We start from the raw sequence: 14124 nt of genomic DNA on the forward strand, positions 1-14124 counted from the left end.
TCTTGTGTTCGCCCCCTTTGGTACGGTGGCGGGGACCGCGCGACGGACGCCATCGGCCGCGCCGGCTGGTGCACTATCATGGCGATCCGCAACGCAGGATGCCGCACCATGACCCAGCCACCCGACCGCCCGACCGCACCGACCTTTCAGGGCGATCCGTCCGAACTGCCGTCCGATCCCGACCTCGTCGCCGGCATGCCGTACCGGCATTACAAGGGTGGCGCCTACATGGCGGTAGGGATCGGGCGCTTCGAGGCCGACCTGGCGCCGGTGGTGGTCTACCGCGCCATGCGCGACCCCTCGCTGCTGTGGGTGCGCCGCGCCGATGTGTTCAGCGAACCGGTCGCCACGCCGCAGGGCGAGGTGCCCCGCTTCGCGCCCGACTGGCCCGCGGCGCTGGCCTGCCTGGACTTCCTGCCGCGCCAGGCGGTGCTCGAGGTGCTGTCGCTGCACGACACGCCGTACCGCCGCTATCACGACCGCCGCCATATCCTGGAGATGTTCGAGGCCGCCCATGCGCGCGGCGTGGCGCTGGACCGCGCGCAGGCGCTGGCGGTGCTGTGCCACGACGCGGTCTATGTGGCGGGCTGCGAGCACAACGAAGCCGCCTCGGCCGCCCTGATCGAAACGGTCGCGCCGGACGAGGCGCGCGCGGTGCTGGAGCGTGCGGCGCGGATCGTGCTGGATACGCGTGGCCATCGCCCGAGCACCGCGGGCGCCGACACCGTGCTCGATCTCGACCTGCTGCGGCTGGCTGCGCCGCCGGAGGTGTTCGACAGCCACAGCCGGGACGTCTTTGCCGAGAACCGCGCCCTGCTGGCGGCGCGCACCGGCTTGCAGGGCGATGCGCTGCTGGCCGAATTCATGCGCCGGCGCGCGGCATTCCTGAGCTACCTTGCGCAGCGCCCGCAACTGTTCCTGACCGCGCCCTTCGCTGACTGCGAGGCGCCGGCGCGCGCCAATATCGCCCGCATCGTCGGCGCGGCGGAGGCATCCGGTGGCTGACGTGCCGGCTCGCGCCGGCACTTTCGCCCAGGCCTGGCTCACGCCAGGCACGGCGCTGGGGCTGCTCGCGCTGTTTGCGCTGGTGACCTTGCTGCTGCTGGGCCTGGTGCCGGTGCTGGTGGCCCTGTTGCGGCCGCTCGTGCGCTGGCTGGAGCGCTGGCGCGTGTGGGGCGCCGGCGTACTGTCAACGCGCGTGGCCGCGCGGCCGCGGCGGCTGGATGCGATCACGCTGCGCGTGCTCGAGCGCGACGTGGCCGAGCTGCTGCTGGTGCTGCTGGCCGGCGCCGTGCTGCTGGCCTGCGGCAGCGCGCTGTTCTGGCTCGCCGCCGAGGTCGCGGAAAATGCGGAGGTGGTGCGCCTTGACCAGCGCGTGTTCGCGGGGCTGCGCGCCTTGCGCTCCGACTGGCTCGACCTGGCGATGGTGGCGGTGACCGAACTGGGCGGCGGGCGCGTTGCCGTGGCGGTGGGCGTGGCGGTGTTTGCGTGGCTGTGCTGGCGCCGGGCGTGGATCGTGGCGCTGTACTGGGCCGGCGCGCTGCTCGGCGCGCGCGCCTGCGTGGTGGCGCTCAAGCTGGGCATGGCGCGTGTGCGTCCGGCCAGCATCTACAGCGGACTGGAGTCGTATTCCTTCCCCAGCGGCCACGCCACCAGCAGCATGGTCACGTACGGCTTCCTGGCCTTCCTGATGTGCCTGCGCCAGCCATGGCGCGTGCGCATTCCGGTGCTGGCGCTGACCGTGGTGGCGGTGGCGGCGATCGGCGTGTCGCGGCTGTACCTGGGCATGCACTGGCTGTCCGATGTGGCCGCGGGTTATGCGCTCGGGCTGGCGTGGATCGCGCTGCTCGGCGCGGCCTACATCACGCTGCACGGGCCGGCGCCACAGGACTCCGTGGCGCCGTCGCGGCTCGGCACGGTGGCGGCCGTTGCGGTGGTGGCGGCGTTCGGCTATGTAGCGTGGTTCCGGCTGCCGGATACGCTCGAGCGCTATCGCCAGGCCGGCGACGCTACGCTGGCGACGCCGCCGCTTCAGCCTCCGGTGCTTGCGGCAGGCGCGACACCAGCAACTGGTCGATCTTGTGATGGTCGATGTCCAGCACTTCGAAGCGATAGCCCGCCACGGTGATCGACTCCGACTTCTTCGGGATGCGCTTGAGCGCATAGATCACCAGGCCGGCCGCGGTATCGACATAGTCCTCGCCCGGCAGGGTATCCAGCTCCAGCGCTTTCTTCAGGTCCACCAGCGGCGTCAGGCCATCGACTAGCCACGAACTGTCATCGCGCCGCACGATCTGCTCGTCTTCGCTGGAGTAGAGGATGTCGCCCATCAGCGCGCCGACGATATCGTCCAGCGTGACGATGCCCACCACCAGCCCGTACTCGTTCATGACCACGGCAAAGCTCTGGTGCATCTCGCGGAAGCGCGTCAGCGACTCGGACAGGGTCAGCGTGTCGGGAATCACCAGTACGTTCTTGTCGTGGTGGCGGCCGATATTGCCCATCACCGCCGCGCTTTCATCGGCCAGCAGCAGCTGCAGGATGTCCTTGGAATCGATATAGCCCTGCACGTCGTCGAGGTCGTGGCCGCATACCGGGTATTGCGCGTGCGGCTGGTTGACCAGCTTGCGGCGCACGCTGTCGGCGGGCTCGTCCAGGCTCAGGTAGACCACTTCGTCGCGCGGCGTCATGATCGCGGTGATGCCCTTGAAGTCGAGCTCGAACACGTTCTCGATCAGGTGCAGCTCATGCTTGTGCAGCACGCCGGCCTCGGCGCCGGCATCCACCATCGCGGCGATGTCCTCGGTGGTGATCTGGTCGACCGGCTTGGTCGGCAGCCGCATCAGCCGCAGCATGGCATCGGCGGCGGCGTTGAAGATCCAGACCAGCGGCCTGAGCACGCGCAGCAGCGTCAGCATCGGGTCGATCACGGTGAGCGCGCAGGCCTCGGGAAAGGTCATGGCGATGCGCTTGGGGATCAGGTCGGCAAACTGGATGAACAGCAGCGTCACGATCAGGAACGAGCCGATGTTGGCGGTTCGCTGCGCGTGCACCACCTGCATGTAGGGCGACAGCGCTTCCAGCAGCAGGTCGGACACATGCTTCTCGCCCAGGATACCGGCCAGGATGGCGACGCTGTTGACCCCGATCTGCACGATGGTGAAGAAATTCCCCGGCTCTTCCTTGAGCCGCAACACGCGCGTGGCGCGGCCGTCGCCGCGCTCCGACAGGACTTGCAGCTTGGTGCGGCGGGCAGCGGTCAGCGCGATCTCGGAGATCGAGAAAAAGGCGCTGACTAGGACGAGCAGGATCAGGGTCAGGACGAACATAGGCAGGATGGCGCTGGCAGGTTGTGCCTGCAGGCGGCTTGATGATGGTGCACGGCGCGCGCGGCTGTCAATCGGTCCGCCGCTCAGTCGCGGCGCCTGGCGGGCGTGGCGTCGAAGCTTGCCGTGGGCGCTTCGAGGCGCTGCGGCAACGTTGCCGCCAGCAATGCGGCGGCCTGCGCGAACTGGTCGCGCAGGTCGTCGGCCAGGCTCGAGCCGGCGCGGTGGCTGGCGCGCAGCATCTGGATCTCGAATGGCAGCACCGGCGCCACGTCATGCAGCGCGACGCGCTCGGCGCTGGCGCTGAGCGCGGTGTACTGGTCCAGCAGCGTCATGCCCAGCCCCGCGTCGACCAGCGCCAGCGCCAGCGAGTAGGTCTGCACCTCCAGCGTCGAGCGCGGTTCCAGCGCGTGCCGGGCCAGCGTCTGGCGCACCAGCAGGCCGAGCGAGCTGTTGTCGTCATAGCCGATGAAAGGGCGCTCCATCAGCCGCTGCATCGGCACCGCGCGGCGGCGCCTGCTGGTGGGCAGCGGCTGCGCGCGCGGCACCGCCAGCAGCATGCGGCCGCTCGCCACCGGCTCGCTCGAGATCGCTTCGTGGCGGGGCGGGGCGAAAGCGAAGCCCAGGTCGATCTGGTTGGCCAGCAGCGCGCCGACGATCTCGTCGGTATGGTGCGTCAGCACCTGCACCTGGGTGTCGGGGTGGCGCGCGCAGAAGCGCCGCACCGCCGGCACCAGCAGCGGGTTGGCCAGGCTCGGCGTGGCGGCCACGCGCAGCCGGCCGGCGCCCTTGTGGCGCAGGCTTTCCGAGACCCGGCGTACGCGTTCGATCTCGCCATATAGCCTTTCGACATCGCCATACAGCGCATTGGCTTCCGGCGTGGCCTGCAGCCGGCCGCGCACCCGCTCGAACAGGCGGAAGCCGAGTGAGGCCTCGGCATGCTGCAGCACGCGCGTGACCACCGGCTGCGACACGTGCAGCAGGCGCGCGGCCTCGCTGACGGTGCCGGTCAGCATCACGGCGCGGAACACTTCGATCTGGCGCAAGCGCATGGCATCCCTGTCAATCAAAAAGGCGGGGCAGGCACCCATAGCCTGAGGACATATTCTGGCACGTATTCGCATTGGGCAAGCCGGCGCGGTTGCACTACGCTCTGTCTGATGGATGCAGGCAAAGGAATGGCAATGCGGGTGGTGATCGTGGGCGCGGGCGTAGTGGGCATGACGACGGCATGGCGCCTGGCCGAGGATGGCCACCAGGTGACGGTGCTGGAACGCCACGACGGCCCGGGCGAAGAAACCAGCTTTGCCAATGGCGGGCAGCTGAGCTACAGCTACGTGGCGCCGCTGGCGGGCCCGGGCGTGATGGCCAAGGTGCCGGGCTGGTTGCTGCGGCGCGATTCGCCGATGCGCTTCCGGCCCACCGCGGACCCGGCGCAGTGGCGCTGGCTGGCCGCCTTCATGGCCGCCTGCAACGCCGCCACCAGCGAGGCCACCACGCGCAAGCTGCTGCGGCTGGGCTTTTACTCGCGCGACCTGATGCAGGCCTTTGTTGCCCGGCACCAGCATGACGACGGCGGCGCCGGCTTCAATTTTGCGCGGCGCGGCAAGCTGGTGGTGCACCGCGACGCGGCCGCGTTCGATTCGGCCTGCCGGCTGCTGGACTACCAGGCCAGCCTGGGCTGCGAGCAGCAGGCGCTGGACCGCGCTGCCTGCGTGGCGCTGGAGCCGGCGCTGGCCGGCATCCGCGACCAGATTGCCGGCGCCATCCACACCCCCAGCGAAGAGGTGGGCGACTGCCACCGCTTCTGCCTGTCGCTGGCACGGTTGCTGCAAGACGGGGCCCATGCGGGCGTGTCGATGCGCTTTGGCACCGTCGTGCAAGGGCTGGTGCAGCAGGGCGGACGCATCACCGGCGTGCGCACGCAGGCCGAAATCGTGCCCGCCGACGTGGTGATCGTGGCGGGCGGCATCGGCAGCGTGCCGCTGCTGCGTCCGCTGGGCGTGCGGCCGATGCTGTGGCCGCTCAAGGGCTATAGCATCACGGTGCCGCTGGCCAGTGGCGCGCATGCCCCGCATATCAGCGTGACGGATTTTGCCAACAAGATCGTCTACGCACGGATCGGCAATACACTCCGGGTGGCGGGCATGGCCGACCTGGTGCGCGGCGGCACCCGCATCGACCCGGAACGGGTCGGCACGCTGGTGGACCAGACCCGCGCGCTGTTTCCCGGCATCGTCCCGGACCAGCCGCTGGCGCAACTGCAGCCGTGGGCCGGGTTGCGTCCGGCCACGCCGGACGGCTTGCCGCTGGTGGGCCCGTCGCGGGTGTCGGGGCTGTGGCTCAACCTGGGCCACGGCGCACTCGGGTTTACGCTGGCGATGGGCAGTGCCGGCCTGCTGGCCGACCGCCTGGCGGGGCGCCGCCCCGCCATCGACGCAGAAGATTTCGACGCCGCGCGCGCATAGCGCCGCGGGCGAGCATGGGTTGTTGCCGTACCGGTAAGTCCGCAGTACCTGAAGCTGTCCACGAAACATGCCTCGATGACCAAGCCCCACGACAAGGAGCGCCACATGCAAACGCTGCACCCCCACCGATCCACCACCCGCCGCGCACTCGCGGCCGCCACGCTGCTGCTGGCCGCCGGCGCCGCCCAGGCCGCCGACGGCGACACCCTGAAGAAGATCAAGGACAGCGGCGTGATCTCGCTGGGCTACCGCGAATCGTCGATCCCGTTCTCGTACACCGACGGCAAGGAAGTCATGGGCTACTCGCATGAAATCCTGCTGCAGATCGTCGACAAGGTGAAAAGCGAACTGAAGCTGCCCAACCTGCAGGTGCGCCTGACGCCGATCACCTCGCAGAACCGGATCCCGCTGGTGCAGAACGGCACCATCGATATCGAATGCGGCAGCACCACCAATAACCTCGAGCGGCAGAAGCAGGTGGCGTTCTCCAACAGCCTGTTCGTCTACGGCATCAAGATGCTGACCAAGAAGGATTCGGGCGTGAAGGAGTTTGCCGACCTGAAGGACCGCAACGTGGTCACCACCGCCGGCACCACCGGCGAGCGCCTGCTGGTCAAGATGAACGGCGAGAAGGCGATGAACATGAACCTGATCAGCACCAAGGACCACGGCCAGTCCTTCCTGATCCTGGAAACCGGCCGTGCCGCGGCGTTCGTGATGGACGAACCGCTGTTGTATGGCGAGCGCACCAAGGCCAAGAATGCGGCCGACTGGGTGGTGGTGGGTGCGCCGCTGCAAACCGAGAACTACGCCTGCATGTTCCGCAAGGACGACCCCTCGTTCAAGAAGCTGGCCGACGGCGTGATTGCCGACCTGCAGACCAGCGGCCGCGCCGAGAAGCTGTACAACAAGTGGTTCATGTCGCCGATTCCGCCGCGCGGCATCAACATGAACTATCCGCTGTCGGCCGACATGAAGGCGCTGTTCGCGGCGCCCAACGACAAGGCCTACCAGTAGGGCAGGGTGGCGGGCGGGGGGAACCGGGCCTCGCGGTTATTTAGCCATGATGAATCGATATTTTGCCTTCGATAGGGTTTGCGGTAGTGTTGAGCCCGATATAGCCTCATAGCAGCACAACCGGCCGGCGGCCCCCAAAAGAGGCCTGCCGGCGCTGCCCCATATTGCTTATCCGCATCGACTGGAGAACATATGCGATCGCTTCGTACTGGCTGGTTCAAATCCTTTCTGGCCGCTTCCCTGGTGGCTGGCGCCGGCCTGGCGGCCACCGCGGCCCATGCCGCCGACCTGCTCGACACCGTCAAGCAGGCCGGCGTGCTGAAGATCGGGCTGGAGGGCACCTATCCCCCGTTCGGCTTCCGTGGCGCAAAGAACGAGCTGGAAGGCTTCGACGTCGACGTGGCGCGGGCGGTGGCGGGCAAGCTCGGCGTCAAGCCGGAGTTCGTCACCACCGAATGGAGCGGCATCATCGCCGGCCTGCAGGCGGGCAAGTTCGACGTGATCGTCAACCAGGTCAACGTCACGCCGCAGCGCCAGCAGGTGCTCGACTTCTCCACGCCTTACGTCTACTCGGATGCGCAGCTGATCCAGCGCAAGGACGACAAGCGCCAGTTCAAGTCGCTGGAAGACCTGAAGGGCCACAAGCTCGGCGTCAGCCTGGGCAGCAATTACAACGACCTGGCCAAGTCAGTGGCCGGCATCGAAGTCAAGACCTATCCCGGCGCACCTGAGTACCTGCGCGACCTGGCGGCTCAGCGTGTCGACGCCGCGCTCAATGACCGGCTGATGGTCGCCTACCTGGTCAAGACGGCCAACCTGCCGCTGCGGCCGGGCGCGATCGTGGCGGGCGCCACCACGCAGGTGGCGATCCCCTTCCGCAAGGACAACCCCAAGTTTGCGCAGGCCATCAACCATGCGCTGGAAGACCTGAGCAAGGACGGCACGCTCGGCAAGCTGTCGGTGAAGTGGTTCGGCACCGACGTGACCAAGCCCGTCGGCAAGCCGGTCAAGTAAGCCAGGCCGGTCAAGCAAGCCGGCCAGCGAGCCGGGCGGTATCATGTCGCGGCGCGGCGGCCTCCATGGCTGCCGCGCCGCTTTGTTTTCTTACCCTTCGTCCGCCGCCCACGCCCATGTCCGCTCTCCAGCTCGTCATCGATTCCCTGCCCGTGCTGTTGCAGGGCACGCTGCTGACCATCAAGTTTGCATTGTGGTCAATGCTGTTCGGGCTGATGATAGGCACCGTGGTGGCGCTGATGGGCATCAGCCACAGCCGCGCGCTCAAGGCGGTGGCGCGCTCCTATGTCAGCGTCATGCGCGGCACGCCGCTGCTGGTGCAGATCTTCGTGGTGTACTACGGACTCCCGGGCGCAGGCATCGCGCTGGAGCCCACCCCGGCCGGCGTGCTGACGCTGAGCCTGAATGTGGGGGCGTACCTGTCGGAAAGCATGCGCGGCGCCATCCTCGGCGTGGCGCGCGGCCAATGGCTGGCCGCATACAGCCTGGGGCTGACGCCGGCACAGGCGCTGCGCTACGTGGTGGGCCCGCAGGCGCTGCGGCTGGCGGTGCCGAGCCTGTCGAACAGCCTGATCAGCCTGATCAAGGATACGTCGCTGGTGTCGGTGATTACCGTGACGGAGCTGCTGCGCACCGCGCAGGAGGTGATCGCGGCGACGTACCAGCCGTTGCCGCTGTACCTGGCAGTGGCGGTGATCTACTGGGTGTTGAGCACGGGGTTGTCCGGGCTGCAGCATAGGCTGGAGCGGAGGTTGTCGTTGCCGGGGCGGCATTGAAACCCCACCGACAAGGAAGAGGAGCGCGGTGTCGGATGCTCCCAAGCCGCCCGAACTAGCCCAAGCAAGGCGTTCTCCCTCTCCCCTCATGGGGAGAGGGCCGGGGTGAGGGGTGGTCTGGCGAGGCACCACATCAAGCGAAGCCTTCGGTTTTTTCCAGCACGACGGCCGTTGACGCGCCCGCCCTCACCCCCGGCCCCTCTCCCGCAAGCGGGAGAGGGGAGCACCTCCGCGGCACTGCGAAAGGCCTTACCCCTGCGCGATGCGCCCGGCGATATGCCCGAGCGCCTCTTCCACCTGGTCCACCAGGACCAGGCACAGGTCCCCCGGCTGCAGGTGCGACAGCGCGGTATCGATGGCGAGGAACTCGCCGCGGATTTCCTCGACCTGGCTGGCGCGTTGCGCGCCCTGCAGGCCTTCGCGCAGCAGCGCCAGCACTTCGCCGTCGGCGCGGCCGCGCTGGCACTGATCCTGGTACAGCACGACTTCATCGAACACGCCGCCCAGGATCTGGGTCTGGCGGCGGATGTCGTCGTCGCGGCGGTCGCCCGCGCCGCTGATCACCACCACCCGCCGCCTGGCCGGGATGGATTGGATCGCGTTGCACAGCGCCAGGATCGCATCCGGGTTGTGGCCATAGTCGGCGATCAGCGTGGCGCCGCGGTAGTCGAACACGTTGAAGCGTCCGGGCGCGGTCTGCGCATCGTTGACGAAGGTGGCCAGCCCGCGGCGGATCACTGACCAGTCGACGCCCAGCGCCCACGCGGCGGCGATCGACGACATCGCGTTCTCGACCTGGAAGCCGATGGTGCCGTTGCGCGTCAGCGGGATCTCGGCCAGCGCGATGCGCACTTCGGTGTCGCCCTCCGCGGCGACGATGTCGGCGCCGTCGACGAACACCACGCGCTTGCCCTGGGCGCGGTGCGTGGCCATGGCCGGCTGGTCGGGGTCGTGCGCGAAGAAGGTGACGCTGCCCGGACAGGCGTCGGCCATGCGCACCACCATCGGGTCGGCGGCGTTGAGCACCGCCATGCCGTGCGGCGCAACGTTCTGCACGATCACGCTCTTGAGCACTGCCAGGTCTTCCACCGAGTTGATGTAGGACAGGCCGAGGTGGTCGCCTTCGCCGACGTTGGTCACCACCGCCACATCGCAGCGGTCAAAGGCCAGGCCCTCGCGCAGCAGGCCGCCGCGCGCGGTCTCGAACACGGCGGCGTCCACGTCGGGGTGCAGCAGCACGTTGCGCGCACTGCGCGGGCCGCTGCAGTCGCCGGTGTCGATGCGCTCGCCCTGGATATAGACGCCGTCGGTGCCGGTCATGCCCATGCGCAGGCCGCTGCTGGCCATGATATGGGTGATCAGCCGCACCGTGGTGGTCTTGCCGTTGGTGCCCGACACCGCCACCACCGGGATGCGGCCGTCGTCGCCGTCGGCAAACATGGTCGAGACGATGGCCTCGCCGACCGCGCGGCCCTTGCCGTAGGACGGCTGCAGGTGCATGCGCAGGCCCGGCGCGGCGTTGACTTCGACGATGCCGCCGGCCTGTTCCTCGAACGGCTTGAGCATGGTTTCGCAGACCGCGTCGACGCCGGCGATGTCCAGGCCCACCATCTGCGCGGCCGCGACAGCGCGCGCGGCGATGTCGGGGTGGACGTCGTCGGTCACGTCGGTGGCGCTGCCGCCGGTGGACAGGTTGGCGTTGTTGCGCAGCACCACGCGGGTGCCGTTGGCCGGCACGGAATCGGCGGTCAGGTTCTGCTTGGCGAGCGTCGCCAGCGCGATGTCGTCAAAGCGGATCTTGGTCAGCGAGGTGGCATGGCCCTCGCCGCGGCGCGGGTCCCGGTTCACTTCCTCGACCAGCTGGCGCACGGTATGCACGCCGTCGCCGATGACTTGCGGCGGATCGCGGCGCGCGGCCGCGACCAGTTGCTTGCCGACCACCAGCAGGCGGAAATCGTGGCCCGGGATATAGCGCTCGACGATCACGTCCGAGCTGATGTCCGAGGCCACCTCATAGGCGGTCATCACTTCCTCGCGGGTGCGGATGCGCACCGCCACGCCCTTGCCCTGGTTGCCGTCGCGCGGCTTGACCACCACCGGCGCGTCGATTTCCTGCGCCGCGGCCCAGGCCTCTTCGGCACTGCGCACCGAGCGGCCCAGCGGCACCGGCACGCCGGCGGCGTGCAGCAGGGTCTTGGTCAGTTCCTTGTCCTGCGCGATCGACTCGGCCACGGCGCTGGTGCGGTCGGTCTCGGCAGCCTGGATGCGGCGCTGCTTGCTGCCCCAGCCGAACTGCACCATCGAGCCCTGCGTCAGGCGCCGGTACGGGATGCCGCGCGCGACCGCGGCGTAGACGATGGAGCCGGTGCTCGGCCCCAGGCGCACGTCCTCGTCGAGTTCGCGCAGGCGGTGCAGCGCGTCGGCCAGGTCGAACGCGGTGTCGTGGCGGGCTGCGTTGCACAGCGCTTCGGCAAGCTGGAAGGCGAGCCGGCCGACTTCTTCCTCGCTGTATTGCACGATCACCTGGTAGGTGCCGGGCTCGACCGTCTGCGCGGTGCGGCTGAACGTCACCGGGCAGCCGGCGGCCGCCTGCAGGCGCAGCGCCGTGACTTCCAGCACGTGGGCCAGCGACAGCTCGCCCGATTCCTCGTCGGGGCGCAGCGGCCCGATCTCGGGGAAGCGGGCGCGCAGCCGGTCTTCAAAGCCGGGCAGCGCCGACAGCATATTGGCGGTGTCCTGGCAGGCCACGATCGCCTCGATGGCGGTGTGGCGGCACCACAGGTTCGGGCCCCGCAGGGCCCGGATACGGGAGACTTCCATAGAACGGTTTCCGTGTCTTCTATGCGCGGTTGAGCTGGGGGCGTCAGGCGCGGCGGGCGGGCTGGCCCATCCAGTGGTGCACCAGGTCGACGGTGGCGCCGGTGGCAGCCTCGTCGCACTGCAATACCAGCAGGTCGCCCGGTACCAGTTGGCTCAGGGCGGTTTCGATGGCGCTGGCGCGCGTGCCTTCGTCGATGATCTTGGTCACGCGCCGGCCTTCGTACAGGCCCTGCTTGAGCAGCGCGCGCGCCTCGGCATCGGCCAGGGCGCGCTTGACGCTGCGGTCTTCGCACAGGAACACGCGGTCGAAATGCTGGCCCAGGGCCTTGCCCTGGCGCACCAGGTCTTCGTCGCGGCGCTGCACGCCGGCGCCGTAGACCACCATGCGGCGCTCGGCCGGGAAGCGGTCCAGCGCGGTTGCCAGCGCTTCCAGCGCGGGGGCGTTGTGGGCGTCGTCGATCACCACCGTGGCGCCGTTGCGCTCGAACAGCGTGAAGCGGCCCGGCACGTCGACCTGGCCGACATCGAAGGTCACCACGCCGGCGCGAATCAGGTCATTGGAGATGCCCAGCGCCCAGCCGGCGGCCACGGCGGCCAGCACGTTCTCGACCTGGAACGCGACGCGGCCGGCATAGGTCAGCGGCACCGCGGCCACGTCCACCAGCGCGGTCTCGCTGGTTCCGCTGGCCAGCACGATCTTGCCTTCGCGCACGTACACCGCGCGCTTGCCCGCGGCGCGGTGAGACACGATCGCAGGCAGCTCCGGCGTCAGGCCGAAGAAGATGACGTCGCCATCGCACAGTTCGGCCATCTCCACCAGGCGTTCGTCGCGCGCGTTGAGCACGGCCGCGCCGTTCTCCAGCACCACGTCGACCTGCGTGCGCAGCACGTTGTACATGCGGTCGTCGTCTTCGACGTAATAGTCGCCCAGATGGTCCGGCTGGTCGAAGTTGGTGACCACGCCGACCTGGCAGCGGTCATAGGCCAGGCCCTCGGACAGGATGCTGCCGCTGTCGTTCTCGAACACGGCGGCCTCGACCGCGCGGTTCATCAGGATGCGGTGGGCAGCTTCCCAGTTGGACCGGTCGCCGCTTTCCACCTGGCGGCGGTCCAGGAACAGGCCATCGCTGCAGGCCAGGCCGGTATGCTTGCCCGACAGCTGCAGCAGGCGCGCCACCAGGCGTGCCACCACGGTCTTGCCGTTGGTGCCGGTCACGCCGACCACCGGGATGCGGCCCTGGTCGTCTTCGGACTCAGGGAACAGGTGGTTGACGATGGCGCGGCCCACCGGGCGCGGCGTGCCCTCGGCGGGCTTGATATGCATCAGCAGGCCGGGGCCGGCGTTGACTTCGACGATGGCGCCGCGCTGTTCCTGCAGCGGGCGCGAGATGTCTTCGGCCACCAGGTCCACGCCGGCGATATCCAGTCCCACCACGCGCGCGGCCAGCGCGGCATGCGCGGCGACGCTCGGGTGCACGCGGTCGGTGACGTCGAAGGCGACGTTGCCGTTGCGCTGGATCAGCACGGGGCGGCCCTGCGGCGGCACCGAGCTGCCGTCCATGCCCTGGCGCTTCAGTTCCAGCCGCGCGGCGGAGTCGAGCCGCACGCAGTTGAGCGGGTGGTCCTCGGTGCTGCCGCGGCGCGGATCGGAATTGATCTGCAGCTCGATCAGCTCGTCGATGGTGGACTTGCCGTCGCCGACCACGCTGGCGGTCTCGCCCATGGCAGCGGCGACCAGGCGGCCGCCGACCACCAGCAGGCGGTGCTCGTTGCCGGGGATGAAGCGCTCGACGATGACGCCGCTGCCTTCCTCGATGGCCACGCCGTAGGCGGTTTCCACTTCTTCGCGGGTCATCAGGTTGGTGAACACGCCGCGGCCATGGTTGCCGTCATAGGGTTTCACCACCACGGGCACGCCGATGTCCTCGGCGGCATCCCAGGCGTCCTCCGGCGAATCGACCAGGCGGCCTTCCGGCACCGGCACGCCGCAGGATTCCAGCAGGCTCTTGGTCAGGTCCTTGTCGCGCGAGATGCTTTCGGCGATGGCGCTGGTGCGGTCGGTTTCGGCGGTCCAGATGCGGCGCTGGCGCGCGCCGTAGCCCAATTGCACCAGATTGCCGTCCGACAGGCGGATCGCAGGGATGTCGCGGTCATCCGCGGCGTCGACGATGCACGCGGTGCTGGGGCCCAGGCAATGCTTGTCGACCAGGCGGCGCAGGTGGTCCACCGTGGCCGGCACGTCGTACGGCCGGTCCTCGATCGCGGCCATGACCAGGTCACGCGCGGCGAACAGGGCCGCGCGGGTGACTTCCTCGTGCCAGGCGCGCACGATCACCTTGTAGACGCCGCGTACCGGTGTCTCGCGGGCCTTGCCGAAGCCGCCCGGCATGCCCGCCAGGTTTTGCAGCTCAAGCGTCACGTGTTCCAGGATATGGCCCGGCCAGGTGCCTTCCTTCAGGCGCTGCAGGAAGCCGCCGCGCTCGCCGATGCTGCAGCGATGCTCGATCAGCGATGGCAGCCAGGCCGACAGGCGCTCGTAAAACCCCGGAATCGTGTTGGAGGGAAAGTCCTCCAGTTCCCCGATATCGACCCATGCCTCCAAGACGGGCCGATATGTCCACATATTCGGGCCGCGCAGCGACATGACATCGAAAATCTCAATGTCCTTCTTTTTCATTGAATTAGCTTGAGGCAGTGGGCGGA

At 68.8% G+C, this 14124-nt stretch carries 10 protein-coding genes; 6 read left to right on the forward strand and 4 right to left on the reverse strand.

Annotated features, from left to right (window positions below; genetic code table 11):
• The first annotated feature begins 78 nt into the window (after nucleotides 1-78).
• Both ACOCMH_RS20455 and ACOCMH_RS20460 read left to right on the forward strand, forming a co-directional pair.
• Nucleotides 79-1005, forward strand: coding sequence for a DUF1653 domain-containing protein (locus ACOCMH_RS20455; protein ID WP_427312760.1), 927 nt, complete (start codon nucleotides 79-81; stop codon nucleotides 1003-1005).
• Entirely contained in the window at nucleotides 998-2128 is a 1131-nt protein-coding gene (locus tag ACOCMH_RS20460) for a phosphatase PAP2 family protein (protein WP_427312761.1), read from the forward strand. The genes ACOCMH_RS20455 and ACOCMH_RS20460 overlap by 8 nt, the downstream gene beginning before the upstream one ends.
• Here ACOCMH_RS20460 and ACOCMH_RS20465 read toward each other — a convergent pair.
• Together ACOCMH_RS20465 and ACOCMH_RS20470 are read right to left on the reverse strand one after the other, a co-directional pair.
• Nucleotides 2010-3329, reverse strand: coding sequence for a hemolysin family protein (locus tag ACOCMH_RS20465; RefSeq protein WP_427312762.1), 1320 nt, complete (start codon nucleotides 3327-3329; stop codon nucleotides 2010-2012). The genes ACOCMH_RS20460 and ACOCMH_RS20465 overlap by 119 nt on opposite strands.
• Nucleotides 3330-3412: 83 nt before the next feature.
• Nucleotides 3413-4378 (reverse strand): LysR family transcriptional regulator, encoded by a 966-nt coding sequence (locus tag ACOCMH_RS20470; RefSeq protein WP_427312763.1) that lies wholly within the window; start codon nucleotides 4376-4378, stop codon nucleotides 3413-3415.
• A gap of 132 nt (nucleotides 4379-4510) precedes the next feature.
• Between ACOCMH_RS20470 and ACOCMH_RS20475 the strand changes: the two genes are divergently transcribed.
• The 4 genes from ACOCMH_RS20475 to ACOCMH_RS20490 all read left to right on the forward strand — a co-directional run bounded on the left by ACOCMH_RS20475 (nucleotide 4511) and on the right by ACOCMH_RS20490 (nucleotide 8601).
• Nucleotides 4511-5794, forward strand: a complete 1284-nt coding sequence (locus ACOCMH_RS20475; protein WP_427313330.1) for a D-amino acid dehydrogenase — start codon at nucleotides 4511-4513, stop codon at nucleotides 5792-5794.
• Nucleotides 5795-5899: 105 nt separating this feature from the next.
• Nucleotides 5900-6811, forward strand: a complete 912-nt coding sequence (locus ACOCMH_RS20480; RefSeq protein WP_427313331.1) for a glutamate/aspartate ABC transporter substrate-binding protein — start codon at nucleotides 5900-5902, stop codon at nucleotides 6809-6811.
• A 192-nt stretch (nucleotides 6812-7003) separates the two neighbouring features.
• Nucleotides 7004-7825 (forward strand): transporter substrate-binding domain-containing protein, encoded by an 822-nt coding sequence (locus ACOCMH_RS20485; protein ID WP_427312764.1) that lies wholly within the window; start codon nucleotides 7004-7006, stop codon nucleotides 7823-7825.
• A gap of 116 nt (nucleotides 7826-7941) precedes the next feature.
• Entirely contained in the window at nucleotides 7942-8601 is a 660-nt protein-coding gene (locus ACOCMH_RS20490) for an amino acid ABC transporter permease (RefSeq protein ID WP_427312765.1), read from the forward strand.
• Between the two features lie 249 nt (nucleotides 8602-8850).
• On the opposite strand, the gene cphA (ACOCMH_RS20495) is transcribed toward ACOCMH_RS20490, so the two are convergent.
• Together cphA (ACOCMH_RS20495) and cphA (ACOCMH_RS20500) are read right to left on the reverse strand one after the other, a co-directional pair.
• On the reverse strand, nucleotides 8851-11421 hold the full coding sequence (gene cphA / locus ACOCMH_RS20495) for a cyanophycin synthetase (RefSeq protein WP_427312766.1): 2571 nt from the start codon (nucleotides 11419-11421) through the stop codon (nucleotides 8851-8853).
• A gap of 43 nt (nucleotides 11422-11464) precedes the next feature.
• A complete protein-coding gene (gene cphA / locus ACOCMH_RS20500; RefSeq protein WP_427312767.1) occupies nucleotides 11465-14098 on the reverse strand; it encodes a cyanophycin synthetase in 2634 nt (877 codons plus the stop codon).
• Nucleotides 14099-14124: the final 26 nt, after the last annotated feature.

This window comes from Cupriavidus sp. H39 (assembly GCF_050271075.1).
Taxonomy (GTDB): Bacteria; Pseudomonadota; Gammaproteobacteria; order Burkholderiales; family Burkholderiaceae; genus Cupriavidus; species Cupriavidus necator_B.

What these genes read in the sequence shown, in the direction of transcription:
- ACOCMH_RS20470 (WP_427312763.1), bottom strand. Translation starts at nt 4,378, where the DNA reads ATGCGCTTGCGCCAGATCGAAGTGTTCCGCGCCGTGATGCTGACCGGC.
- ACOCMH_RS20455 (WP_427312760.1), top strand. Translation starts at nt 79, where the DNA reads ATGGCGATCCGCAACGCAGGATGCCGCACCATGACCCAGCCACCCGAC.
- ACOCMH_RS20490 (WP_427312765.1), top strand. Translation starts at nt 7,942, where the DNA reads ATGTCCGCTCTCCAGCTCGTCATCGATTCCCTGCCCGTGCTGTTGCAG.
- cphA (WP_427312766.1), bottom strand. Translation starts at nt 11,421, where the DNA reads ATGGAAGTCTCCCGTATCCGGGCCCTGCGGGGCCCGAACCTGTGGTGC.
- ACOCMH_RS20465 (WP_427312762.1), bottom strand. Translation starts at nt 3,329, where the DNA reads ATGTTCGTCCTGACCCTGATCCTGCTCGTCCTAGTCAGCGCCTTTTTC.
- ACOCMH_RS20485 (WP_427312764.1), top strand. Translation starts at nt 7,004, where the DNA reads ATGCGATCGCTTCGTACTGGCTGGTTCAAATCCTTTCTGGCCGCTTCC.
- cphA (WP_427312767.1), bottom strand. Translation starts at nt 14,098, where the DNA reads ATGAAAAAGAAGGACATTGAGATTTTCGATGTCATGTCGCTGCGCGGC.
- ACOCMH_RS20475 (WP_427313330.1), top strand. Translation starts at nt 4,511, where the DNA reads ATGCGGGTGGTGATCGTGGGCGCGGGCGTAGTGGGCATGACGACGGCA.
- ACOCMH_RS20480 (WP_427313331.1), top strand. Translation starts at nt 5,900, where the DNA reads ATGCAAACGCTGCACCCCCACCGATCCACCACCCGCCGCGCACTCGCG.